This is a genomic window from Thermobispora bispora DSM 43833 (genome assembly GCF_000092645.1).
Taxonomy (GTDB): domain Bacteria; phylum Actinomycetota; class Actinomycetes; order Streptosporangiales; family Streptosporangiaceae; genus Thermobispora; species Thermobispora bispora.
Window position 1 is genome coordinate 2,894,847 of record NC_014165.1, and the last position, 23,920, is coordinate 2,918,766.

Annotated in this window: 20 protein-coding genes and 2 riboswitches; of the genes, 8 read left to right on the top strand and 12 right to left on the bottom strand. The window is 72.0% G+C overall.

Translation table 11 applies throughout. The features are described from left to right. Positions 1–648: 648 nt before the first annotated feature. The 6 genes from TBIS_RS12260 to TBIS_RS12285 all read right to left on the bottom strand — a co-directional run bounded on the left by TBIS_RS12260 (position 649) and on the right by TBIS_RS12285 (position 9,097). Positions 649–3,324, bottom strand: a complete 2,676-nt coding sequence (locus tag TBIS_RS12260) for a valine--tRNA ligase (RefSeq protein ID WP_013132710.1) — start codon at positions 3,322–3,324, stop codon at positions 649–651. 184 nt (positions 3,325–3,508) lie between these two features. Next, positions 3,509–4,792, bottom strand: a complete 1,284-nt coding sequence (clpX, locus tag TBIS_RS12265; RefSeq protein WP_013132711.1) for an ATP-dependent Clp protease ATP-binding subunit ClpX — start codon at positions 4,790–4,792, stop codon at positions 3,509–3,511. A 194-nt stretch (positions 4,793–4,986) separates the two neighbouring features. Continuing rightward, positions 4,987–5,652, bottom strand: a complete 666-nt coding sequence (locus tag TBIS_RS12270) for an ATP-dependent Clp protease proteolytic subunit (RefSeq protein ID WP_050760517.1) — start codon at positions 5,650–5,652, stop codon at positions 4,987–4,989. Continuing rightward, entirely contained in the window at positions 5,649–6,302 is a 654-nt protein-coding gene (locus TBIS_RS12275) for a ClpP family protease (RefSeq protein ID WP_013132713.1), read from the bottom strand. The genes TBIS_RS12270 and TBIS_RS12275 overlap by 4 nt, the downstream gene beginning before the upstream one ends. Before the next feature lie 351 nt (positions 6,303–6,653). Then, positions 6,654–8,045, bottom strand: a complete 1,392-nt coding sequence (gene tig, locus TBIS_RS12280) for a trigger factor (protein ID WP_013132714.1) — start codon at positions 8,043–8,045, stop codon at positions 6,654–6,656. 194 nt (positions 8,046–8,239) lie between these two features. After that, positions 8,240–9,097: a helix-turn-helix domain-containing protein gene (locus tag TBIS_RS12285; protein ID WP_013132715.1), complete on the bottom strand. Its 858-nt coding sequence runs from the start codon at positions 9,095–9,097 to the stop codon at positions 8,240–8,242. Positions 9,098–9,460: 363 nt separating this feature from the next. Between TBIS_RS12285 and TBIS_RS12290 the strand changes: the two genes are divergently transcribed. After that, positions 9,461–9,853: an ATP-binding protein gene (locus tag TBIS_RS12290; protein WP_273368335.1), complete on the top strand. Its 393-nt coding sequence runs from the start codon at positions 9,461–9,463 to the stop codon at positions 9,851–9,853. 152 nt (positions 9,854–10,005) lie between these two features. On the opposite strand, the gene TBIS_RS12295 is transcribed toward TBIS_RS12290, so the two are convergent. From TBIS_RS12295 to TBIS_RS20170, 3 genes are all read right to left on the bottom strand, one after another. Next, positions 10,006–10,218 carry a hypothetical protein gene (locus TBIS_RS12295; RefSeq protein WP_013132717.1) on the bottom strand — a complete coding sequence of 71 codons (213 nt, stop codon included), beginning with the start codon at positions 10,216–10,218 and terminating at the stop codon, positions 10,006–10,008. Between the two features lie 583 nt (positions 10,219–10,801). Beyond that, complete coding sequence (locus TBIS_RS12300; RefSeq protein ID WP_013132718.1) at positions 10,802–11,458, bottom strand: YdcF family protein; 657 nt, start codon at positions 11,456–11,458, stop codon at positions 10,802–10,804. Positions 11,459–11,711: 253 nt separating this feature from the next. After that, entirely contained in the window at positions 11,712–13,343 is a 1,632-nt protein-coding gene (locus tag TBIS_RS20170) for an LLM class flavin-dependent oxidoreductase (protein WP_013132719.1), read from the bottom strand. Between the two features lie 115 nt (positions 13,344–13,458). On the opposite strand from TBIS_RS20170, the gene TBIS_RS12310 reads away from it, so the two are divergent. Next, positions 13,459–13,965 carry a MarR family winged helix-turn-helix transcriptional regulator gene (locus TBIS_RS12310; protein ID WP_013132720.1) on the top strand — a complete coding sequence of 169 codons (507 nt, stop codon included), beginning with the start codon at positions 13,459–13,461 and terminating at the stop codon, positions 13,963–13,965. A 1,184-nt stretch (positions 13,966–15,149) separates the two neighbouring features. Here TBIS_RS12310 and TBIS_RS12315 read toward each other — a convergent pair. Then, positions 15,150–15,353 carry a hypothetical protein gene (locus tag TBIS_RS12315; protein WP_013132722.1) on the bottom strand — a complete coding sequence of 68 codons (204 nt, stop codon included), beginning with the start codon at positions 15,351–15,353 and terminating at the stop codon, positions 15,150–15,152. A 179-nt stretch (positions 15,354–15,532) separates the two neighbouring features. After that, positions 15,533–15,681, top strand: a riboswitch (adenosylcobalamin (AdoCbl) riboswitch). 3 nt (positions 15,682–15,684) lie between these two features. On the opposite strand from TBIS_RS12315, the gene TBIS_RS12320 reads away from it, so the two are divergent. The 6 genes from TBIS_RS12320 (at position 15,685) to TBIS_RS12345 (ending at position 21,785) form a co-directional block, all read left to right on the top strand. Further along, positions 15,685–15,897, top strand: coding sequence for a CbtB domain-containing protein (locus tag TBIS_RS12320; protein WP_041431547.1), 213 nt, complete (start codon positions 15,685–15,687; stop codon positions 15,895–15,897). Positions 15,898–15,906: 9 nt separating this feature from the next. Further along, positions 15,907–16,686, top strand: a complete 780-nt coding sequence (locus TBIS_RS12325) for a CbtA family protein (protein ID WP_013132724.1) — start codon at positions 15,907–15,909, stop codon at positions 16,684–16,686. A gap of 172 nt (positions 16,687–16,858) precedes the next feature. After that, positions 16,859–18,931: a VWA domain-containing protein gene (locus TBIS_RS12330; protein WP_013132725.1), complete on the top strand. Its 2,073-nt coding sequence runs from the start codon at positions 16,859–16,861 to the stop codon at positions 18,929–18,931. 1 nt (position 18,932) lies between these two features. Continuing rightward, positions 18,933–19,535 (top strand): cob(I)yrinic acid a,c-diamide adenosyltransferase, encoded by a 603-nt coding sequence (cobO, locus tag TBIS_RS12335; RefSeq protein ID WP_013132726.1) that lies wholly within the window; start codon positions 18,933–18,935, stop codon positions 19,533–19,535. Between the two features lie 59 nt (positions 19,536–19,594). Then, on the top strand, positions 19,595–20,956 hold the full coding sequence (locus TBIS_RS12340; RefSeq protein ID WP_206771204.1) for a cobyrinic acid a,c-diamide synthase CobB: 1,362 nt from the start codon (positions 19,595–19,597) through the stop codon (positions 20,954–20,956). A gap of 565 nt (positions 20,957–21,521) precedes the next feature. Next, positions 21,522–21,785 (top strand): cell division protein SepF, encoded by a 264-nt coding sequence (locus TBIS_RS12345; RefSeq protein ID WP_050760519.1) that lies wholly within the window; start codon positions 21,522–21,524, stop codon positions 21,783–21,785. 177 nt (positions 21,786–21,962) lie between these two features. Here TBIS_RS12345 and TBIS_RS12350 read toward each other — a convergent pair whose 3' ends face one another. Both TBIS_RS12350 and TBIS_RS12355 read right to left on the bottom strand, forming a co-directional pair. Next, the gene (locus TBIS_RS12350) at positions 21,963–22,604 is read right to left on the bottom strand and encodes a precorrin-8X methylmutase (protein WP_013132729.1); all 642 of its coding nucleotides are present in this window, start codon (positions 22,602–22,604) and stop codon (positions 21,963–21,965) included. Then, positions 22,601–23,704 (bottom strand): nitrate/sulfite reductase, encoded by a 1,104-nt coding sequence (locus TBIS_RS12355; protein ID WP_013132730.1) that lies wholly within the window; start codon positions 23,702–23,704, stop codon positions 22,601–22,603. Before TBIS_RS12355 ends, TBIS_RS12350 begins: the two co-directional genes overlap by 4 nt. A gap of 58 nt (positions 23,705–23,762) precedes the next feature. Further along, a riboswitch (cobalamin riboswitch) is annotated at positions 23,763–23,884 on the top strand. Positions 23,885–23,920 lie beyond the last annotated feature (36 nt).

The following is a 23,920-nucleotide window of genomic DNA, read 5'->3' on the forward strand; positions in this document are numbered from 1 at the left end:
CACGGGAAGAAAATCCCGGCGACACCACCACGGCACCGCCCACCGACACAGCGAGCGGCACACCATGGCAGCCACAATCACCCACCACGACAACACCAGATCACGGCGTCATCGCGACAGCGCCCAATGCACTGGCTTTTGACACACTGTCGAGTTCTCAAGAAACGGGCCCCGGCACCACGACCCGAAACCCCGAAGCCCCGAACCTGGAACCCACCGGGATTTCACGCCCTGGCCCGAAACAGCCCTCCGATTCTCACCAGACCCGAAACCGGTGTCAAACCGACCCAACCGCGGCGGCACTTGACACCAACCCCGACACCGGCAGGAATCAAACGGCCGAACCTCGCCCGAGGCAGCCCTTTGAACTTACCGCAGATCGCGAATTCCGTCGAATCGGATCACCGGCGCAGGAAAACCGGCGCCGGAAACCCGTGGCGAGAGCCGGGTGGCCGCCCTCGATGGCGATGTCGATCCTCGGCCGCGGCCGCGGTCTCCTCGCCGCCGAAGCCGGCCATCCGCTCCTCGTCGCCGGCCGCGGGGAGCCGCCCCGGACAGCGGCGGGCCGGCCCGCTCACCGTACCGCCCAAGACGCCTCGCCTCTCGCCGCGTCCCAGGCCGCGCGGACCGGCACGGATACCCCGGCCGTCACCCGGACAGCGCGGCGAGCCGGGCCTCCAGCCGGGCGATCTCCTCCTGCGCCTGGGCGGCGCGCCGCCGGACCTTCTCGACGGCCTCGGCCGGCGCCTTGGCGAGGAACTGCTCGTTGGCGAGCTTCCCGCTGGCCTGCGCGTACTCCTTCCGCGCCGCGGCGAGGTCCTTCTCCAGCCGCCTCCGCTCCGCCGCCAGGTCGATGGCGCCCGCGGTGTCGATCTCCACGGTGACGGCCCCCACCTCGAGCCGGGCGGTCGGGGTGAACCCCTCCCCCGGCGGGTCCAGCCGGACCAGCGAGCGGATCGCCGGCTCGTGCGGGGCGAGAGCCGTACCCGCGAGGTTCAGCCGGGCCGCCACCCGGCTGCTGGGCTTGAGGCCCTGGTCGGCGCGGAACCGGCGGACCTGCGTGACCAGCTCCTGGAGCTCGGCGATCTCCTGCTCGGCGGCCGGGTCGGCGAGCTCCGGCGACGCGGCCGGCCACGGGGCGATCATGATCGATTCGCGCCCGGTGAGGGCGCGCCACAGCTCCTCGGTCACGAACGGGATCAGCGGGTGGAGCAGGCGAAGGAGGGCGTCGAGCACGTGGCCCAGCACCCGCTTGGTGTTCTCGGCCACCTCCCCGCCCGCGGCAAGCTGGGTCTTGGCGAGCTCGACGTACCAGTCGCAGACCTCGTCCCAGGCGAAGTGGTACAGGGCGTCGCAGACCTTGGCGAACTCGAACTCCTCGAACGCGGCGTCCACCGCCGCGATCACGGTCTGCAGGCGGGAGAGGATCCAGCGGTCCGCGGTGGTGAGCCGCTCCCGCTCCGGCAGCCCGGTGGAGACCGCGCCGTTCAGCAGCGCGAACCGGGTGGCGTTCCAGATCTTGTTGCAGAAGTTCCGGGACCCGGCCGCCCACTCCTCACTGATCGCCACGTCCGAGCCCGGGTGGGCGCCCCGGAGCAGCGTGAACCGGGTGGCGTCGGCCCCGTAGCGCGCGATCCAGTCGAGCGGGTCGACCACGTTGCCGAAGAACTTCGACATCTTCTTGCCGAACTGGTCGCGCACCATGCCGTGCAGGACCACGGTCCGGAACGGCGGCCGCCCGTCCATCGCGTACAGGCCGAACATCATCATCCGGGCGACCCAGAAGAACAGGATGTCGTACCCGGTGACGAGCACGGTCGTCGGGTAGAACCGGGCCAGGTCGGGCGTCTCGTCCGGCCAGCCGAGCGTGGAGAACGGCCACAGCGCGGAGGAGAACCACGTGTCGAGCACGTCCGGGTCCTGCGTGTAGCCGGCCGGCGGCTCCTCGTCCGGGCCCACGCACACCATGTCGCCGTCCGGGCCGTACCAGACCGGGATCCGGTGCCCCCACCAGAGCTGCCGCGAGATGCACCAGTCGTGCATGTCGTCGACCCAGTCGAAGTAGCGCTTCGCCATGTCCGGCGGGTGGATGCGCGTCCGTCCGTCGCGCACCGCGTCACCCGCGGCCTTGGCGAGCGGCGCCACCTTGACGAACCACTGGAGCGACAGCCTGGGCTCCACCACGGTGCCGCACCGGGAGCAGTGGCCCACGGCGTGCAGGTAGGGGCGCTGCTCGCGGACGATCCGGCCCTGCTCGCGCAGCGCGGCCACCACGGCCGGCCGCGCCTCGAACCGGTCGAGGCCGAAGAAGGGGCCGTGCGCGGTGATCGTGCCGCGCTCGTCCATGATGACGATCGACTCCAGCGAGTGGCGGCGCCCGATCTCGAAGTCGTTGGGGTCGTGCGCGGGGGTCACCTTGACCGCGCCGGTGCCGAACTCCGGGTCGACGTGCTCGTCGGCCACGATGGGGATCTGCCGGCCGGTGAGCGGGAGCTCGATCCGCTTGCCCACCAGATGGGCGTAGCGCTCGTCCTCCGGGTGGACGGCGACCGCGGTGTCCCCGAGCATGGTCTCCGGCCGGGTGGTGGCCACCACGATCTCGGTGTCGCCCGAGCCGTACCGGATGTAGACGAGCTCGCCCTCGTCCTCGGTGTGGGTGACCTCGATGTCGGACAGCGCGGTGAGGCAGCGCGGGCACCAGTTGATGATCCGCTCCGCGCGGTAGATGAGCCCGTCGTCGAAGAGGCGCTTGAAGATCGTCTGCACCGCCCGGGAGAGGCCCGGGTCCATGGTGAACCGCTCGCGGGTCCAGTCGACGCTGTCCCCGAGCTTGCGCATCTGCGCGAGGATCTTGCCGCCGGACTCCTCCTTCCACCGCCAGACGCGCTCGACGAACGCCTCCCGGCCGAGGTCGTGGCGGGACAGGCCCTCCTTGGCGATCTCCCGTTCGACCACGTTCTGGGTGGCGATGCCGGCGTGGTCCAGGCCCGGCAGCCAGAGCGTCTCGAAGCCCCGCATGCGCGCCCGCCGGACCAGGGCGTCCTGGATCGAGTGGTCGAGCGCGTGCCCGACGTGGAGGGACCCGGTCACGTTGGGCGGGGGAAGGACGATGCAGTACGGCTCACGCCCGCTGCCCGGGTCCGCGGTGAAATACCCGTTCGATACCCAGCGCTCGTAGGTCTTGGTCTCGACGTCGGCGGGCGAGTACTGGGTGGGCAGGTCAGGCGTGGTCACGATGACCAATTCTATGGCCGGGCACGGCGGCGGAGGCCGCCACGGATCGTGGCCGGGCGCGGCGGCGCCCCATCCGGTGGCGCTCCCCATCCGGCGGGGTGGCCCGGTGGCGAGGTGGGCCCGGCCTCGCCCGGGGTACGGCCCACGGCCGGCCGGAGACGTGCGGGTGGTCACGCGGCGGCCGGCACCGCGATGGGCCGGTCACGGCGGTGCGTTCCCGACCCCCGGTCGACACGGCCCGGCCCGGGTGGCGGACCGGACCGGCGGGAGCGCGTCAGGCGGACTTCTCCCGCGGCGTGCGCTGCTGCTTCACCTGGTACTGGTCGCGCGGCACCAGCGTCGGGTTGACGTTCTCGAGCACGACCTCCCGGGTGATCACCACCCGGGCGATGTCCTGCCGCGACGGCACCTCGTACATCACGGAGAGGAGGACCTCCTCCATGATGGCGCGCAGCCCGCGGGCGCCCGTGCCGCGCAGGATCGCCTGGTCGGCGATCGCCTCCAGGGCGTCGTCGGTGAACTCGAGCTCGACGTTGTCAAGCTCGAAGAGGCGGCGGTACTGCTTGACGAGCGCGTTCTTCGGCTTGGTGAGGATCTGGATCAGGGCGTTCCGGTCGAGGTTGTGGACCGACGTGATCACCGGCAGCCGGCCGACGAACTCCGGGATCATGCCGTACTTGAGCAGGTCCTCCGGCATGACCTCGGCGAAGATGTCCGAGGAGTCCATCTCCTCCCGGGAGCGGAGCACGGCGTTGAAGCCGATGCCCTTCTTGCCGATCCGCTGCTCGATGATCTTCTCGAGCCCGGCGAACGCACCGCCGCAGATGAACAGGACGTTGGTGGTGTCGATCTGGATGAACTCCTGGTGGGGGTGCTTCCGCCCGCCCTGCGGCGGCACGCTGGCGGTGGTCCCCTCCAGGATCTTCAGCAGCGCCTGCTGGACGCCCTCACCGGAGACGTCGCGGGTGATCGACGGGTTCTCGCTCTTCCGAGCGATCTTGTCGACCTCGTCGATGTAGATGATGCCGGTCTCGGCCTTCTTGACGTCGTAGTCGGCGGCCTGGATGAGCTTGAGGAGGATGTTCTCCACGTCCTCGCCGACGTACCCGGCCTCGGTCAGCGCCGTCGCGTCCGCGATGGCGAACGGGACGTTGAGCATCTTGGCCAGGGTCTGCGCGAGGAGCGTCTTCCCCGACCCGGTCGGGCCGAGCAGCAGGATGTTGGACTTGGCGAGCTCCAGGCCGTCGTCCCGGGCGCGGTTGCCGGACTGGATGCGCTTGTAGTGGTTGTAGACCGCTACCGAGAGCGCCTTCTTCGCCTTGTCCTGGCCGACGACGTACGAGTCCAGGAATTCGTAGATCTCACGCGGCTTGGGGAGGTTATCCCACTTGGGCTCGGAGGATTCCGCGAGCTCCTCCTCGATGATCTCGTTGCAGAGCTCGATGCACTCATCGCAGATATAGACGCCTGGTCCAGCGATGAGCTTCTTGACCTGCTTCTGGCTTTTCCCGCAGAACGAGCACTTCAGCAGGTCTCCCCCGTCGCCGATGCGTGCCACCCCAGATTCTCCTTTGCGTGGGACCGTCCCTGCTGCCGCGGTGGGTACTTCGTCCCCGGCCGGGTGACCGGTGCGACGACGTATCCCGCTCAGCTTTCGACGTTACCGCCTTCAGAGCCCTCCGGAAGCCCTCCGGCGGTGAGTCGCACCGGAACGCGCCCGGGGTTCGGACACTGTTCCGGTGCGGCAACCTCTCAGGACGCAGCGATCGCCGCCGGGCGCTTCTTACGGGACGGGATGATATCGTCCACCAGACCGTATTCCTTCGCCTCCTGGGCGGTGAGGATCTTGTCCCGCTCGATGTCCTTGCGGATCTGCTCGGGCGACTTGCCGGTGTGCTTGGCGATGATCTCCTCGAGCAGGGACCGCATCCGGAGGATCTCGCGGGCCTGGATCTCGATGTCACTGCCCTGACCGCCGCCCTCGGTGTACGGCTGGTGGATCAGCACCCGGGCGTTCGGCAGCGCGAACCGCTTGCCCGGCGTCCCACCGGCGAGCAGCACCGCGGCGGCCGAGGCGGCCTGGCCGAGGCAGACCGTCTGGATGTCGGGCCGGACGAACTGCATCGTGTCGTAGATCGCCGTCATGGCGGTGAACGAGCCGCCCGGCGAGTTGATGTAGATGCTGATGTCGCGGTCCGGGTCCAACGACTCCAGGGTCAGCAGCTGGGCCATGACGTCGTTGGCGGACGCGTCGTCGATCTGGACGCCAAGGAAGATGATCCGGTCCTCGAACAGCTTGTTGTACGGATTCATCTCCTTGACGCCGTACGACGTGCGTTCGACGAAGGAGGGAAGGACGTAGCGGCCGTTGATCTCTCCCGGCCGGTACAGCGCACTCACTTGAGAAGCTCCACTCATGAGACGGGGCCCTGCGAGGGCACCTGACGCGCACTACGGACGACGTGGTCGATGAAACCGTAGGCCTTTGCCTCTTCGGCCGTGAACCAGCGGTCGCGGTCCGAGTCACGCTCGATCTGCTCGACCGTCTGGCCGGTGTGGTAGGCGATCCGCTCGGCGAGGGTCTTCTTCACGTACAGCATCTGCTCGGCCTGGATCGCCACATCAGCCGCGGTACCGCCGATGCCGCCCGACGGCTGGTGCATCATGATCCGGGCGTGCGGCAGGGCGTAGCGCTTGCCGCGGGTGCCGGCGCACAGCAGGAACTGTCCCATCGAGGCGGCGAGGCCCATCGCGACCGTGCAGACGTCGTTCGGCACGTACTGCATCATGTCGTAGATGGCCATGCCGGACGTGACCGAGCCACCCGGCGAGTTGATGTACATCCAGATGTCGCGCTCTTCGTCCTCGGCGGCGAGGAGCAGCAGCTGAGCGCAGATGCGGTTGGCCACCTCGTCGGTCACCTGGGAGCCGAGCACCACGATCCGCTCGCGCAGCAGCCACTGGTAGAGCTGATCTTCGAGGCGGCTCGGGAAGTCGTCCCGGCTCCGGGCTTCGATGCCCGAGAAGCCCGAGCCGAGCGGCGGGAACAAGGTCGGCGGGCTGCTCACAGCGTCACCTTCCGATGCGTCGAATGATTGGCCTTGCTTGCGACCTTAACGCGCAGGGCAGCCGGCTCACGCCCTCTCCGGGTGCTGTTCGCTGTCGGCGCAGGTGGCCGCGGCCGGGTCACCGCACCGTGGCCTGCACCGCCGTACCGGCACCCCGCGCGGCAGTGCCGTCCGGCGAAGGCCGGCGGTCGCTCCGCTAGGCATTTCCCAATTTTGTCGGGACTTATCCGGACTTATGACTGAAGACCCCCGGCACGCCGATCAGGCGGCGGGGGTCTTTCCCGTTCCGGTACGGCCGGGCGGCTCCGGCCCGGAGAACCGGGTCTCCGGCGGCGCGAGGCGCCGCGGAGATCAGCTCTCCGAGCCCTTGTCGTCCTTGTCTTCCTTGTCCTGCTCGCCCTCGGCCTGCTCCTGCTGGGGGTTGAGCTCGGCGTAGATCGCCTTGAGGTCGACGTCGTTGCCGTCCTCGTCCTTGACCTTGGCCGCGTCGCCGAGGAGGGTCTTCGCCTTCTCCCGGGCGATCTCCATCATGGCGAGCGTGAGCTGGTTGGTGTCGGCCAGCTGCTTGGCGAGCGTGTTCGGCGCGACGCCCATCTGCATGGCCTGGCGGACCACGAAGTCGGTGAGCTCCTGCTCGCTGACGCCGAGCTCCTCGGACTTCACGATCTTGTCAAGGACGAAGCCGGCCTTGAGCGCCCGGGCGGCGGTCTTCTCGATCTCGGCCAGGCGCTCCTCCTCCGTGGTCTGGTAGAGGCGGAAGAACGCCTCCCGGCTCAGCCCGCTCTGGGCGATCTGCTGGTCGAGGTACTGCTTCCGGGCCTCGATCTCGACCTTGAGCGCGCTCTCCGGCAGCGGAATGTCGATCTTCTCGAGCAGCGCGTCCAGGGCCTTCTCCCGGGCCTGCCGGACCTGCTCGATCAGCTTGTTCCGGCGCACCTGGGCGCGGATGCTCTCCTTGAGCTCGTCCAGGGTGTCGAACTCGCTGGAGAGCTGCGCGAACTCGTCGTCGAGCTCCGGCAGGACCTTCTCCTTCACCGACTTGACCTTGACGATCACGTCGGCTTCCTGGCCGGCGTGCTCACCGCCGACGAGCGTGGTGCGGAAGGTCTTCTCCTCGCCCGCCGACATCCCCCGGAGGGCGTCGTCGAGCCCCTGGAGGATGGAACCGGCTCCCACCTCGTAGGAGACGTCCGATGCCTGCTGCTCGTCGAGGTTCTCGCCGTTGATCTCGGCGCGCATGTCCATCACGACGTAGTCGCCGTCCTTGGCCGGACGGTCCACGCCGGTGAGGGTGGCGAAGCGCTGGCGGAGCGCGTCGAGCTGGGCGTCGACGTCCTCATCGGTGACCTTGGCGCTGCTCACCACGACCTCGGTGCCCTCGAAGTCGGGCACCTCGAAGGCCGGCCGGACGTCCACCTCGGCGGTGAACTCGACCTGCTCCCCGTCCTCGATCTTGGTGACCTCGATCTGCGGCTGGCTGACCGGGAACAGGTCCTGCTCGTCGACGGCCTTGCTGTACAGCTTGGGGATGGCGTCGTTCAGCGTCTCCTCGAGAACCACCGCGCGGCCGAAACGCTGTTCGATGATCCGGGCCGGCACCTTGCCTGGGCGGAAGCCCGGCACCCGCACCTGCTTCGCGACCTTCTTGTACGCGGCCTGCAGGCTCGACTCGAGCTCCTGGAACGGCACCTCGACGGTGAGCTTGACCCGGGTAGGGCTGAGCTCCTCGACAGCGGTCTTCACGGGGTGGTCTCCTTGATCCGGCATCTGGCATCGCGGACGCGTCTGCACGGCGCTCCGGCGAGACGCGCACCGCGCCCACCTTGAGGGGCGCACGCGTCAACCGCCTCGGTACGACCGATTCGGGCACGCTCGACCGCGACGGACGTCCTGCGCCAGACGCAGTCTAGAACAGTCGGGAGCCTGGGAGCGACAGCTCACAGCTCCGCCATCAACCGGTGGAGCATGTCGACGGTCTCCGACGGCGTCGTGCTCACCGCGCAGAGCCGCTCCATGACCTCGGTGTAGCGGTCGAGCTCCTCGGGTTTGTCCAGGTAGAGCGCGCTGGCGAGCTGCTCGACGTACACGATGTCGGGCAGCTCGGGGTCGGCGAACCTGAGGATGCTGAAGGCCCCGCCCTCGGCCGCGTGTCCCCCGGAGCTGAATGGAACGATCTGAATCGTGATGTTGGGGCGTTCCATCATCTCGATGAGGTGCCGGAGCTGGCCGCGCATCACGTCGGCGCCGCCGATGGGCCGGCGGAGCGCCGCCTCGTCGATCACCGCCCAGAGCATGGGCGGGTTCTCCCGCTCCAGGATCAGCTGCCGCTCCAGGCGCATCTGCACCCGCCGGGCGATCTCCTCGGGCCGCGCGCCCGCCATGATGACCGCCCGCGCGTACTCCTTCGTCTGGAGCAGCCCGGGGACGAACTGCACCTCATACGTGCGGATGCGCGACGCCGCCTCCTCCAGGCCGACGTATGCCTGGAACCACGAGGGGAGCAGGTCGTTGTAGCGGTACCACCATCCCGGCTCGTTCGCCCGGTTGACGAGGTCCATGATCTGGTTGCGCGTCGCCTCGTCCTCGACGCCGTACAGGGTGAGCAAGTCGGAGACGTCGCGCTCCTTGAAGCCGACCCGCCCTCGCTCCATCCTGCTGATCTTCGATTCGGAAGCGCGGATCCACTTCCCCGCCTCCTCACGGCTGATGCCCCGGTTCTCACGGAGCTTGCGGAGCTGGGAGCCGAGGAGAATGCGGAGGGCGGTGGGACCCGATCCGGAATGGATCTGTGTCACGGCGTCTCCCTCATTGCAGATCTCAGATCGCGCCCCTCATCGCGGCAGTCAGGCGCAGCCCGCACGACACCCAGCCCACACAGTTTCGCCAGATCCGGCCGCTCTGACAAGGTCTCCGCTCGGTAATTTTCGCCTCGGTGCAAAAGTCCTTCCGCGACCCGCTGATGCACGTGCATCCGCTCTTGCCGTCAACCGAGAACGTATTCCATCATGTCCAAGGCGCATATCCATCCGACGACGAACTGACCACCCGCCAGGGCAGGAGGTACGGGCGACATGCCGAAACGGCCCATATCGGCCTGCCCGGCGGTCGGTGAAGCCGATTTCACCTCCCTCTCCGCACGCGCCAACGAATCCGACAAACTGACGTATCACTTACGGAGTCAGCCGGAGTCTGTGGCCGAAGCCCGGGCGCTCACCCGGGCGGCGCTGCTGCGCTGGGGGCACCCTGAACTCATCGAGGACGCCACGCTCATCGTCTCCGAGCTGGTGACGAACGCGATCCGCTACGCCCACGCCCCGGGCCGCGGCCGCACCGGCGATCCGCTCACCCTCGTGCTGCTCCGGGTCGCCTCGCACGTCCTGCTGGCCGTCGGCGACCCGAGCCCGCGGATCCCCGCGCGGGCGGAGCTCGACGACGCCTCGGAGCACGGCCGCGGGCTGCACATCGTCGACACCCTGAGCAAGGCCTGGGGCTGGGAGCCGCGCCCCGGCGGCGGCAAGGCGGTGTGGGCGCTGCTGTCCGCCGAAGCCTGAGCGCCTGGCCGCCTCAAGGCCGGCCGGGTGCCGGCGTACGGCACCGCGACGCCGTCCCACGGGGCTTCCCCATCCCCGGCTCGCCGGCGGCACCCGCGGCCGATGAAGGTGGGGCGTCCCCGGGAGGGCCACCGTTCTCCTGTCTCACTCCCTCACTCCGGCGTGCCCTCGTTCTCCCGATCGCGAGGTCTGCGGCGCTGGAAGGAGGCCACCGGGAAGCCGTTGACCCGCAAAGTGATCTTGCCGCCCAGGAGATAGTAGACGAAGAGGAGCACGCAGACGAGGAGGATGAACAGCACGGCGAGCCCCGCTACCAGGAGGAACTCGCGCTGATCAGGGGTGAGCTCGAGCGGCACGAGATACATGGCGTCCCTCATTCCGCCGTACCGTTCAGGGCATTCCGCCGTACCTTGCGGCGCATCGGAAAAGCCTCAGGCCGGTGCCGGATTCCGCGGCGCCGATCCGGCGGGCGCGGCAGGGAGTTCCGCCGGGCGGGATATCCGATCTCCGCACGACGATGACTCCGACGGGGCGATGGCCCAGGCCATCGCCCGTTCCACCCGCGCGCGACCGCTAGCGCGCCCGCGCACCGGCCGGGCACAGGCGACCGCCTTACCGGACAAAGGTTGCGATCGCGGCCGAAAAACTCAGCGAAATGATAGCCGAACTCAGGCGGGCGATACGGGCAATTCGCCTTTCGCCGAGGTTCACATCTCTCAGCCCGCATCCGGTTTCATCGCTGAGGCAATATATTTCATTTGTTGTTAGGTGATTACGCATTCATCCGTACAATTGAGAAACCGCACCCTGCGGTCCCGTATCCGCCGCTCGATCATGCCGAACGCCACCGCCCGTCACCCGTACGCCGGTTGACCGCCACGGCGAGGCCTCGGCGGAGCGACGAACGGGGTGAGCGGACTCAGGCCGCGGGAGGCGGCCGGCGACGCGTCAGCCGATGAGCCGCCGCGTGTATCCGGCGGCCACCAGCCGCCGGTACGCCGCGAGCACCTCCGTGGGCACCTCCTGCGGGATGGCGAAGCCGCGCCCGGGATACTCGATGATCCGCTGGGTGTCCCCCACGATCATGTTGATCACCCGGTCCGCGTCCCCGATCGCCCGGAGGTACTCCGCGAGCGACACGGGTTGCGAGGCGCAGACCACCTCGACCTCGGGCCACAGCCTCCGGCACGTCGCGTACGCCCTGCGCTCCTGGTAGGGCCGCGAGATGAGGGTGACCGACCTGACCTCGATCCCCAGCTCGGCGAGCAGCTCGCGGGTGAACGCGATGTTCTCGCCCGTGTTGGTGGCCCGGGTCTCCAGCAGGATCGCCTCGCCGGGCACGCCCAGCTTCACGGCCTCCTCGCGGAAGTGCACCGCCTCCCCGCGGGGGAACCGCTCGATCGTGGTGGGCGCGTTGGCGCCGGTGAAGACGATCCGCGGGAAGAGCCCGTTCCGGTAGAGGTCGGCGGCGCACCGCGCCACGCCGATGTCGTGGCCGCCCAGGCCGATGCCGATGTCGGTCCGGCGCGGCTCATGGCGCATGCGGTGGTAGTCCCACAGCGTGAGCAGGTCCGGCCAGAGCTCCGCGGGCACCGCCTCGGTCATCAGGGTCTCCTCGGTCACGACGGGGACGCGCCCGGCCCGGCGTGCGCGGCGGCGTCCCCGGCCGGACACCATGACCGGCCGTCATCGGGAAGGCTGCCCGGCCGGGCGCACCCCGTCACCGGCGCCCTGGCCGGATGCGGCCGGCGGGGCCCGGCCGTACGGCGCCTTGCCGGCACGGGGAGGCCGTGACGGCTCGGATCAGGGACGCCGTCGTGCCGGCGGGCCGCCGCCCGTGCCCCGCTTTCCCGCCCGCTTACCGCCGGGAGCGGCGGAGGGCGTGCACCTGGCCCGCGTAGAACCCGTAGCGGGCCAGCGGTTCCACGAGCTCCCGCTCCTCGTAGGCCAGGTGGGAGAGCAGCACGTCGGTGAGCAGGTCGACGGCGTCCTGGAGCGGGGTGAAGTCGCCCGGGTGGGTGATGAACTCGACGAGCGCCCGGTCCACGTCGTTGAGCACCCTGTGGATGACGTGGTGTTCCTCGGTGAGCCGGTCGATGACCGGTTCCAGTTCCTTCTCCTGGGCGCGCAAGTGCGGGAAGACCGCGTCGTCCTCCAGCGTGTGGTGCTGGGTGACCACCCGGCAGTAGGCGGCGCAGTAGGCGCCCAGACTCCAGTTGTGCTGACGCAGGCTCATCTCGTTGATCGCCGACCGGGCGTCCCCCGCGCTCAAAGCGCCCTGCCGTACCTGATCGATGAGCTCCCGCAGCCGGCGGAGCTCGGCGCGGAGATGGTCGTGGACGTCGATGAGGTGCCGGCCGAGCGCCCGGGACACGTCGTCGTAGACGACATCCGGGCCGGATTCGGGGCGGCTGGGGCGAGTGTCCTCCCCCAGCAGCTCCCGGCTGCGCGGGTGGAGGCGGGTGCCGTCGTCGGGGGTCGGGGTCACGCCCAGCCGGTCGTACTGGCTCTGCCCGGGAGCCGCATCCGGCGCCTGCGCGGGCTGGACGGGAGGCTCGGCCACCAGAGCGGAACCGGGTGATTCCGCGGTGCGGGGGCGTTCCCGCTCCTTGGCGACGAGCTCGCGGACCGCGGGGGCCACCTCGCCGCCGAAGCGTTGAATCGTCTCCGGATCGTCGCTGCCGAGGATGAACACACTGATGCCGTACGCGAGGGCGAGTTCGGTGAGTTCCTCCACCCACTGGTCCGCGGGCCCGGTGAGGAACCCCTGCGAGGACCGGGCGAACACCCCGTTGACGTTGAGCAGGCGGCGGATCGCGGCGGGGTCGCGGCCCTCCGCGGCGGCGGCCTCATCGATGATCTCGTTACCGCGGGCGAGGTCGTCGAGGCCGGACAGGTAAGGGACGCTGGGGAGCCAGCCGTCCGCGGCACGGCCGACGAGGCGGAGCATGCGCGGCTTGTAGGCGCCCAGCCAGATCTCGATGGGATGGGCGGGTGCGGGGCCGCGCTTCGCCCCCGCAACCCGGTAGTGCTCGCCGTCGACCTTTAAGACGCCGCGTTCGTCCGTGTTCCAGATGCCGCGGATGATCTCGATCGCCTCGGCGAGCGCCTGCACGCTCTGCCCCGGGGTGAGACGGCGGCCTCCCATGGCCACGATCGCCTCCCAGAACGCGCCCGCGCCGAGGCCCAGCTCAACCCGGCCGCCGCTGAGCAGGTCGAGGCTGGCCGCGCTGCGCGCCAGGACGGCGGGCTGGCGGAGCGGCAGGTTGAGCACGTTGCCCGCGAGGGTAATCCGCGACGTGCGGGCGGCCACGTAGGACAGCAGGGTCCACGTGTCGAGGAACCCGGGCTGGTAGGGGTGGTCTTGGAAGGTGACCAGGTCGAGCCCGGCCTCCTCGGTGAGCTGAGCGAGGCCGATGACCCGCTCCGGGTCATCGTTGGCCGGGGTGAGGAAAGTGCCGAAACGCAGTTCGTGGCCGTAGTCGGTCATGGGCGGTCTCCCCGATGACGATGCCGGGACATGGCGTGCCCGACAGCGTTTCTGTTGACAAGTCAACCTTATCCCGGCATACGCCGTTGGATGACCCGTCAACTACCCTGGGGGCATGGGCGACGGCATCCCCCTCACACCGCGGGAACGCCGCGCGTGGACCAGCTACCAGCGCATGAGCGCCGCGCTGCAGGCACACCTCCAGCAGAGCCTCCACCGTGACTGCGGGCTGTCCCTGGCCGACTACGAGGTGCTGTTCGCCCTTTACACCAGCCCGGAGGGACGGCTGCGCGCCCTCGACCTGCGCTGCGCCCTCGGCTGGGAGAAGAGCCGCCTCTCCCACCAGATCCGCCGCATGGCCGAGCGGGGACTGCTCTGCCGGGAACCCAACCCCGCGGACGCCCGCAGCGCCGTCGTCTGCATCCTCGACAAAGGCCGGAAGGCCATCGAAAAGGCCGCCCCCGAATACCTGGCCCGGCTCCGCGCCGACTTCCTCAACCTGCTCACCCCGGCCCAGCTGGACGCCCTCACCGAGATCAGCGAAACCGTCCTCACCCACCTGATTCACCAGGAACACGAACGGGAACAGGACGGCGAAGACGCCACGGGCGACCAGCCCTGACATCTGCATGGATGTATCCGGCTGCGCTGGTTTCCCCCGATGCGGCGGTCCTTCTCCGCCGAGCAAGCGGTGGGCTTGAAGACGTAGGGAAACAAGCGGTGGGCTTGAAGACGTAGGGAAAGTGGTAACAGCCCAGGTCAGACGGACACCGCCTGCCGGCGGACCGCTCTGGCGTTGCTCTTGCGCGCCGTCGCGCTCGTTGCCGGGCACGGCACGAACCTGGAAGCCTCCGCGAGGAGCACACCCACCGCTACTACAGCGGCGCCGGCCTCAAGGAGCCGATGGCCAGCATGGGGTCACTCCTCGCCCCGGGCCGCGCAGAGCTATATGCACGCGATCCACGAGCGGGACAAGGGTGATCGCCCAGGCCCTCCGGCAGGCCTTCAAGGCCGCCGCCGAGCCGAAGATCGCCAACCGATTTGGCACGCAAATGGCACGGAAGATCGAAAACAGGGGGTGAAAGCACGAAGGCCAGGCCGCCCGCATGGGCTCTGACCTGGCCTTTTGTCATTAGAGCGGACGACGGGAATCGAACCCGCGTCACCAGTTTGGAAGACGTGGGGACCTCAACCTGGCCACCAACGGCGACACGCACTTGGCCGTTGACAACTGGGGCCCTTCGCACGGCACCAGATCACGAAATCTAGAGACGGCGAGCGTGGCGACGGTGTCGCCACGCTTTCGTATTTCCTCTGCCCTGGATCGGGTCTTCTCTCTGCTGGACCCTGGCTGAAGCGAGTTTCGAGCTCCGCCCCCGGTGGCACCGCGGGTCGGCGCCTCCCGCGCTCCGGGTCGAGCTGAGCGTTTCCGTATGGGGATAGCGAATAGCGACACTGTTCACTATCCATTTTTTCGTTATTTTAGTCACCGCCTCGTCGCCGCTGGGCAGCCGGACCCGCCTAACCGGGCAGGTCCGCCGCAGCTCGGCCCACTCCGCGGACGGTGCCAGCAGGCCAGGGGTTGACGAACGGATAGTCTGGTGTCCTGCGTCTGATCTCGCTTACGCTGCCTCCAGGTCTGTGACGTACGCAACTCGGATTCCGGCGGCGGGCCGCGGATCGCGTGGCGGTTTCCGTAAACCGGGCCATGCCGGGCTCGGCCTGCCGCTTGTGTTCGCCATCCGTCCCGCCGCGTCCGCTTCGGCGGCGCGCGGCCGGGCGCGCCTCGCCAAGGGATGAACTCCGCTAGTAGGGGCGGCCGGTGCCCTCGCCGGCAAGGTAGGCGCCGTCGTCGGCGTCGGCCCGGCCGGACCCAGCGTCGGGGTCGTCCTCGTTCGAGGCCACTCGCTCCAGGTCGGCGCTCACGTGCCCGGGGCCCGCGTCCGGGGCTGCGGGCCAGGACCGCTCGCGCGGCTCCCGGCGGCCCTCGTCGTCCCTCGCACCGCTCACCGGTCCTCCCCTCACGGCCACGTCTCGGTGTCGTGCCCGAGGGCACCACTGCCCGCGTCGCCGCGCCCCCATGCCGGTCTGACCTGGCCCTGACCGGCCCATGACCGGGTCCGGCGGCGGGTGCCCGCCCGCGGGTACGGCCGGGCCGTACGTTGACGGGGATTGCGGGCCACGGTACGTTTCGAGGGAGTTCGCGGCGGTTCAAGGGAAATCCGGTGAGAGGCCGGTGCGGACGCGCCACTGTATCCGGGACGTCGATCCCGGGAGCCAGGTCGCTTGAACCGTCGTGGGACCTCACCGTATGGGCGCGTTATCCCAGAAGGAGGCACTTGTGAGCGATCTGTCCGCTCCGTCGTCCATTCCCTCGTCTGTTCCCTCGTCCTATCCCCTGGCACGGCTGCGGCCCTGGCTGCTCGCCGTCCCCGTTCTGCTGCTCCTCGCCTACCTGGTGCTGATGGACAACGGAGCGGTCTCCCGGGCGGGCCTGCTCCTGCACGAGCTGATGCACGACGGCCGGCACCTGCTCGGCGTGCCCTGCCACTGAGGGCACCCCATGACGATCCGCACCCTGGTGGCCAGGGGCCTGCTCGTGGGCCTGCTGGCCGGGATCCTCGCGGGCGCGTTCGCCTTCCTCGCCGGCGAGCCGCACGTGGAGCGCGCGATCGTGCTGGAGGAGGCGGGCGCCGCGGCCGGGGAGGGCGCGACGGCACACGGTCACGATCACGGTCACGACCACGGCGGAGCGGCGGGTCACTCGCACGGTGCCGGGGTCGTGGTGAGCCGGCCGGTGCAGCAGGCCGGCCTGTTCCTCGCCACCGGGCTCTACGGGCTCGCCGTGGGCGGGATCTTCGCGCTGGTGTACGCGGGGCTGCGGGGGCGCGTCGGGCCGCGCAACGACGGCCTGCTCGCGATCGTCGCGGCCGGGACCGCGTTCCTCGCGATCGTCCTCGTCCCGTTCGTGAAGTACCCGGCGAACCCACCCGCCGTGGGCGATCCGGACACGATCGACGAGCGCACCCTGCTGTACCTGGTGATGGTGCTGGTCGGGCTCGCCGCGACCGCGGTCGCGGTGGGCACGGCCCGCCGGGCCGGGCCCGATCCGTGGCGGCGCTGGACGGCCGCGGTGACCGCCTTCCTCGTGCCGGTGGTCGCCGCGTGGCTGCTGCTGCCGCCGGTCGACGAGGTGCCCGAGGGCTTCCCGGCCACGTTGCTGTGGGACTTCCGGCTCGCCTCGCTCGGCACGCAGCTGGTGTTCTGGTCGGCGCTCGGCGTGCTGTTCGGCCTGCTCACCGAGCGCGCCACCCGGCGGGCGGCGGTCGCCCCGGCCGGGTAGACCGCGTGCCGCGCCCCGGCGCGTGCCCCGTGCGGCCACCGCGCGGACGCCGTGTGCTCCCGGCCGCGCCGCCGCCCGCCCGGTCCCCGGTCTCCGCCGACGCGGCGCGCCGGGCCCCCGGCGCGGACGGCGACGGCCGCCGGCTCCCATGTCCCCCGAGCAAAGGCGTTCGATGATCAACTTTCCGTTCAGCGCCGTCGTCGGGCTCGACGACCTCAAGCTCGCGCTCCTGCTCAACGCGGTCTCGCCCCGGGTCGGCGGGGTGCTCGTGCGCGGCGAGAAGGGCACCGCCAAGTCGACGATCGTGCGCGCGCTCGCCGCGCAGCTGCCGCCGGTCGACGTGGTCGCCGGGTGCCGGTTCGCCTGCGACCCGGACGCGCCGGATCCGGGCTGCCCGGACGGGCCGCACGAGCCCGGCGCGCCGCGGGTGCGGCGGCCCGCCGCGCTCGTCGAGCTGCCGGTCGGCGCCTCCGAGGACCGGCTGGTCGGCTCGCTCGACGTGGAGCGGGCGCTCACCGAGGGCGTGAAGGCGTTCGAGCCCGGCCTGCTCGCCGCGGCGCACCGCGGCGTGCTCTACGTCGACGAGGTGAACCTGCTCCACGACCACCTGGTGGACCTGCTGCTCGACGCCGCCGCGCTCGGCACCTGCCACGTCGAGCGGGACTCGGTGTCGGTCCGGCACGCGGCCCGGTTCCTGCTCGTCGGCACGATGAACCCGGAGGAGGGCGAGCTGCGGCCGCAGCTGCTCGACCGGTTCGGGCTCACCGTCGAGGTGCGGGCCTCCCGGGACCCGGACGAGCGGGCCGAGGTGGTGCGGCGGCGGCTCGCGTTCGAGGCCGACCCGGAGGGGTTCGCGGCGCGGTGGGCCGGGCAGGAGGCGCACCTCGCCCGGCGGATCGCGGCGGCGCGGGACCGCGTCCCGCACGTGCGGCTGCCGGACGCCCGGCTGCGGCAGATCGCGGCGGTGTGCGCGGCGTTCGAAGTGGACGGGCTGCGCGCGGACCTGGTGACCGCGAACGCGGCGATCGCGCACGCGGCCTGGCACGGCCGGGACACGGTCACCGCCGCGGACGTGCGCACGGCCGCCCGGCTGGCGCTGCCGCACCGGCGGCGGCGCGACCCGTTCGACGCGCCCGGCCTCGACGAGGACCTGCTCGACGAGCTGCTCCGCCGGACCGAGCCGGACGACGAACCCCCGGACGATTCGGGCGGCGGGCCGTCCGGCGGGCCGGACGGCGACGGCGGCGGGGCGGGCGACCGGCCGCCGGGCACGCACCGCGCGTCCCCGCCCGACCGGCCCGATCCCACCGGCCCGCCGCCGGACCGCGCCCCGCCGCGCGGTGGCCCGGCCCCGGAGGCGGCCGGGCCGCGGGACGGCGCGGTGCCGGGCCACGGCGAGGATGAGCCCGCACGCGCGGCGGGCCCGGCCGCGGGCGGCCGGGTGGCCGGGGTGGCCGCGCCGTACCGGGTGCCGCTGCTGCGCGTGCCGGGGTTCGGGGCGGGCGCGGCCGGGCGGCGGTCGCGCGCCCGGGGCCGGTACGGCCGCGGCATCGGCGCCCGCGTGCCGCGCGGCCCGGCCCGGGACGTGCACGTGCCCGCGACGCTGCTCGCCGCCGCCCCGCACCAGCGGCGGCGCGGCCGCACCGGACCCGGGCTGCTGCTGCGCCGCGGCGACCTGCGCGAGACGGTGCGCGAGGGCCGGGAGGGCAACCTCGTGCTGTTCGTGGTCGACGCGAGCGGCTCGATGGGCGCGCGCCGCCGGATGACCGCGGTGAAGACCGCGGTGCTGAGCCTGCTGCTCGACGCCTACCAGCGGCGGGACAAGGTCGGCCTGGTCACCTTCCGCGGGACCGCCGCCGAGGTGCCGCTGCCGCCGACCTCGTCGGTGGAGGCCGGGGCCGCCCGGCTGCGCGCGCTCGCCACCGGCGGCCGCAGCCCGCTCGGCGCGGGCCTCGCCAAGGCGGCCGAGGTGCTGCGGGCCGAGCGGCTGCGCGACCCGGCCCGGCGGCCGCTGCTCGTGCTCGTCACCGACGGCCGCGCCACCGACGGCGACGCCGCCGACCGCGCCGCCCGCCTGCTGACCGGCACGGCGTGCGTGGTCGTCGACTGCGAGACCGGCCCGGTACGGCTCGGCCTGGCGGCCCGCCTCGCCGCCCGGCTGCGGGCCACCCTGCTCCCCCTCGACGCGCTGTCCGAGCCGGGCGCCGCCGTACCCGCCCGGCGAGCCCACGCGAAGGCGGTGTGAGATGCCACAGGGAAGGCCACCGGTGATCCCGGACGACGGGCTCACCACCCGGCAGCGGCGGAACCGGCCGCTGGTGATCGTGCACACCGGCCCCGGCAAGGGGAAGTCCACGGCCGCGTTCGGCATGGCGCTGCGCGCGTGGAACCAAGGCTGGCCGATCGGGGTGTTCCAGTTCGTCAAGTCGGCGAAGTGGCGCACCGGCGAGGAGCGCGCGCTGCGGCTGCTCGGCGCGAGCGGCGAGGGCGGCACGGTCACCTGGCACAAGATGGGCGAGGGCTGGTCCTGGCTGCGGCGCTCCGGGACCGGGCACGACCACGCGGCCCAGGCCCGGGAGGGCTGGGAGCAGGTGCGGCGGGATCTGGCCGCCGAGACGTACCGGTTCTACGTGCTCGACGAGTTCACCTACCCGCTCGCCTGGGGCTGGGTGGACCTCGACGACGTGCTGGAGACGCTGCGGGGCCGGCCCGGGTACCAGCACGTGGTGATCACCGGGCGGAACGCGCCGGAGCGGCTGGTCGAGGCGGCCGACCTGGTGACCGAGATGGGCAAGATCCGCCACCCCATGGACCGTGGGCAGAAGGGCCAGAAGGGCATCGAGTGGTAGCGCCGCCGGGGCCCGCGGCCGCCGGGGCGGCCCGCCGTACCGACGCCGCCGTGCCCCGGCTGGTGATCGCCGCGCCGTCGTCCGGGGCGGGCAAGACCACGGTGGCGACCGGGCTCATGGCCGCGCTGCACGCGCGCGGCCTGCGGGTGTCGCCGCACAAGGTGGGCCCCGACTACATCGACCCCGGCTACCACGCGGTCGCCACCGGGCGGCCGGGCCGCAACCTCGACCCCTTCTTGGTGGGCGAGGACCTGGTCGGGCCGCTGTTCCGGCACGGCGCGCGCGGCTGCGACGTCGCGGTGGTCGAGGGCGTGATGGGGCTGTTCGACGGGCACGCCGGCCGGGACTTCGCCTCGACCGCGCACGTGGCCCGGCTGCTCGACGCCCCGGTCGTGCTCGTCGTCGACGCCTCCCGGGCGGGCCGCTCGGTCGCCGCGCTGGTGCACGGCTTCGCCACCTTCGACCCGCGGGTACGGCTCGGCGGGGTGATCCTCAACCGGATCGGGTCGGACCGGCACGAGGAGCTGTGCCGGGAGGCGCTCGCGGGCTACCCGGTGCTGGGCGCGATCCGCCGCGACGAGGCAGTGGCCACCCCGTCCCGGCACCTCGGCCTGGTCCCCGCGGCCGAGCGCGGCGCGCCCGCGGTCGACGCGGTGCGGCGCATGGGCGAGCTGGTGGCCCGCTGCTGCGACCTCGAGGCGATCGTCCGGCTCGCCCGCGCCGCGCCGCCGCTCGGCGCGGCCGCGTGGGATCCGGCGGAGGCGCTCGCCCGCGCCGCGGGCGGGCGGGGCGAGCCGTACCGGCGCTCCGGCACGGTGGTGGCGGTGGCGGGCGGGCCCGCGTTCACCTTCGGCTACGCCGAGCACGTGGAGCTGCTGCGCGCCGCCGGGGCCGAGGTCGCGGCCTTCGACCCGCTCCGGGACGAGGCGCTGCCCGAGGGCACGGCCGCGGTCGTGCTCGGCGGCGGCTTCCCCGAGGTGTACGCGGACCGGCTCGCGGCGAACGAGCGGCTGCGCGCGGCGCTGGCCGCGTTCGGCGGGCCGATCGCCGCCGAGTGCGCCGGGCTGCTCTACCTGTGCCGGGAGCTCGACGGGCGGCGCATGTGCGGCCGCATCCCGGCCGCGGCGCGGATGACCGACCGGCTCACGCTCGGCTACCGGGAGGCGGTGGCCCGCCGCGACTCGCTGCTCACCCGGGCGGGCGAGCGGCTGCGCGGCCACGAGTTCCACCGCACCGTGGTCGACCGGGTGCCCGACCCGCTGCTGTGCTGGGACGGCGGCGCCGACGGCTTCGGCGACGCCCGCCTCACCGCCACCTACCTGCATCTGCACTGGGCCGGGAAGCCGATCCTGGCGCACCGCTTGGTCGCCGCCGCTGCGAAGTACCGGTGGCGCTCCGCGCGGGCTCGTCGCCCGTCCTGACGGCGAGCCACGCAGCGGCCACCGGCATTGCCGTTCGGAACGGGCGAGGTCGCGGCGTGGCCATCGCGAGCCAAGGGTTCGTACCGTCACGACCGCGAATGTCCGCCGAGCGCGCGCCCCTGTAAGCCGTAGCGAACTCCGCGCGAGCAGGTGCGCTCGTCGGCCGCGAGTCCCGGCTCGGCAAGGGCGGCTTCGGCGACGGCCGTCGCAGCCGGAGGCCCGATGTGGGCCGGGGAGGTACGCCGATTCCGGCGGGGCGGCCGGGCCGTCGGTCACCGATCAATCGGCCAATGGAAACGAAACGGATTCAGTTACCGGAGTGACGGGGATAAAGATCTGATTTGCCCACCAATGTGAAGCGTTCTCGCTACCATCTCCACCACTGCCGTGTCAGGTACCACCGGGCGGGCCGGCATGGAGCCGCACGGCTCGTATAGGCCTGCGAAGACCTGACCCAGGGTCGGTGACGCAGGACATGCCGCATGCGCGGCGTACGTCGAATCCCCGGTGCCCTCGCGCCGGGGACCGTATCCCAGGTGACCACCACGACACGAAAGACCCACCCGTGATCAAGAAGCTGCGGCCCAAGGACTACAACGACGCCTTCTACGTGGGGCACTGCTTCCGCAGCGGCACCGCGGTCGTCATGGACGTCTCGCACCTCCCCGACGACGTGGCCAGGCCGCTCGTGGACTTCTGTGCGGGCCTGGTCTACGGGCGAGGCGGCGACATGGAACGGCTCGACCGGAAGGTGTTCCTGCTCCAGCCTCCGGCGCGGCCCCGGATCGCGGCCGCCCACATTCCCGATCTCGCCCACATCGCGGACTGATCGGAAAATGCCGCCCACCGCCTCCTGTGCCGGTATCGCCCACCGGCACGCCGCCCCGCCCGCGGCGCACCGATTACCGCCCACTGCGACGAGAAAGTTTCAACCGCCCGTGGCGGGCCGCTGAGCGGTGACCAGGTACCCCGCCTCACCGACCGACGCCGCGCCGTACCGCGCGGCTCACTCGCGTTCGCAGGCGATGGCGTTGACGGCCGCGGCGGCGAGCGCGCTGCCACCGCGGCGGCCGTGCACCACCAGGTAGTCGAGGCCACTATGGACGAGGGCAAGCTTCGACTCGGCCGCGCCGACGAAGCCCACCGGGATGCCGAGCACCGCCGCTGGCCGGCCCGCTCCTTCGGCCACCAGCTCGAGCAGCCGGAACAGCGCGGTCGGCGCGTTGCCGATCGCGACCACCGAGCCCGCCAGCCGGTCCCGCCACAGCTCCAGCGCGGCCGCGCTCCGGGTGGTGCCGAGGCGCTCGGCGAGCTCGGGCACCCGCGGGTCGTTGAGCGTGCAGACCACCTCGTTGCCCGCGGGCAGCCGCCGCCGGGTGATGCCGGAGGCGACCATCTCGGCGTCGCACAGCACCGGCGCGCCCGCCCGCAGCGCGGCCCGCGCCCGGGTCACCACCTGCGGCGACCAGGCCAGGTCCCGGACGAGGTCGGTCATCCCGCACGCGTGGATCATCCGCACCGCGACCTGGGCCACCTCGGGTGGCAGGCCGTCCAGGTCCACCTCGGCCCGGATGGTGGCGAACGACCGCCGGTAGATCTCGGCGCCGTCCCTGATGTAGTCGAACGGCGGCCCGGCGTACCCGGTCACGGCCCCTCCTCCCGGTAACCGGTGGCGGTCGCCACCATCTGCCGCACCCGGCCGCGCGGCAGCCCGCAGCGGCGCTCACACCCGGACCAGTGCACCGGCACCTCGGCGGGCGCCGTCCGGGCGCGCACCCACGCGGCCGCGTCCGCGCGCACGTCGGCGAGCGCCCGGGCGCAGCCGGGCAGCCCGGTGCACGCGGTCACCCCCACCCACGGCGACCGCGGGTCGGTGACGAGCCCGGCCGCCACGAGGCCGTGCCGTACCGCCTCCGGGTCGGCCACGTCGCGGACCACGACCGTGCGCCACGGCGTGAACCGCACCTCGGCGGCGAGGCCGGCGATCGCGTGCGCCTGCTCCGGGGTGAGCCGCCCCAGCGGCACGAGGGCCTGTACGGCGAGCCCGCCCGACGGCTGCGCCACCACGCCCGGCTCGCGCGGCTGCGGCGGTGCCTGCCGTACCTCCCCGGCCGTGCCGCCGAGCGCGGCGGCGATCCGCGCCGGGCCGTCGGCGAGCTCGGCGATCCGCCACTCCGTGGTCCGCAGCCGCAGGAACGCCTCGGCCGCGTCGAGCATCGTCGGCACGGCCCGCTCCGGCGGCACCGCCAGCCCGGCGTCCCGCCCGGCGAGCAGCAACCGGCCCGCGGCGTAGGTGACGTCCGCATCCAGCCCCAGATCCCCGATCGAGAACAGGAACCGCCCGGGCAGCCGGGCCAGCCCCGGGCGCGCGCACAGCTCGCGGTCGAGCGCGTCCACCAGGTCCGCCTCCCCGAACGGGGAGGCCACGATGTTGCGCACCCGCTCGTGCGTGGCCGACGGCAGCAGGCCCGCGGCGGCGATGCGCGCGGCGAACGCCTCGGCCGCCGATCCCCCGCCCGGGACCGTCCCGGACAGGCCGCGGACCTGCACGTTCCCGCGCGAGGTGAGCTCGATGACGCCGTTGCCGAGGGTCGCCGCGCAGTCGGCGAGCACCCGCAGCTGGTCGGCCCGGATCAGGCCGCCGGGCAGCCGGACCCGGGCGAGCGGCCCGTCGGCGGCCTCGTGCACCTGCAGCGCCCCCGGACAGGCGTCGGGGCGGGTTCGTCCGGGAGCGTCGGGCTTGGGCACGAGATGGATGGTAACGCCGGATCTTGCCGTCGTAGGCTAAGGGCAGGCGGCGGTACGGAGGAAGCCGGTGCGAATCCGGCGCGGTCCCGCCACTGTCACCGGGGAGCGAACCCCAGCGATGGCCACTGCCCGTCCGGGTGGGAAGGCCGGGGCGAGCGTCGATCCGGGAGCCAGGAGACTCCGGCCGTCGTGACACCCCGCGACACGGGGCGAGGA

Bases quoted from the DNA above. Each gene is read 5' to 3' on its own strand.
- TBIS_RS12260 (WP_013132710.1), bottom strand. From the start codon at position 3,324: ATGGGGAGCGCCACCGGATGGGGCGCCGCCGCGCCCGGCCACGATCCG.
- TBIS_RS12270 (WP_050760517.1), bottom strand. From the start codon at position 5,652: ATGAGTGGAGCTTCTCAAGTGAGTGCGCTGTACCGGCCGGGAGAGATC.
- TBIS_RS12295 (WP_013132717.1), bottom strand. From the start codon at position 10,218: ATGTATCTCGTGCCGCTCGAGCTCACCCCTGATCAGCGCGAGTTCCTC.
- TBIS_RS12300 (WP_013132718.1), bottom strand. From the start codon at position 11,458: ATGACCGAGGCGGTGCCCGCGGAGCTCTGGCCGGACCTGCTCACGCTG.
- TBIS_RS20170 (WP_013132719.1), bottom strand. From the start codon at position 13,343: ATGACCGACTACGGCCACGAACTGCGTTTCGGCACTTTCCTCACCCCG.
- TBIS_RS12310 (WP_013132720.1), top strand. From the start codon at position 13,459: ATGGGCGACGGCATCCCCCTCACACCGCGGGAACGCCGCGCGTGGACC.
- TBIS_RS12325 (WP_013132724.1), top strand. From the start codon at position 15,907: ATGACGATCCGCACCCTGGTGGCCAGGGGCCTGCTCGTGGGCCTGCTG.
- TBIS_RS12330 (WP_013132725.1), top strand. From the start codon at position 16,859: ATGATCAACTTTCCGTTCAGCGCCGTCGTCGGGCTCGACGACCTCAAG.
- cobO (WP_013132726.1), top strand. From the start codon at position 18,933: ATGCCACAGGGAAGGCCACCGGTGATCCCGGACGACGGGCTCACCACC.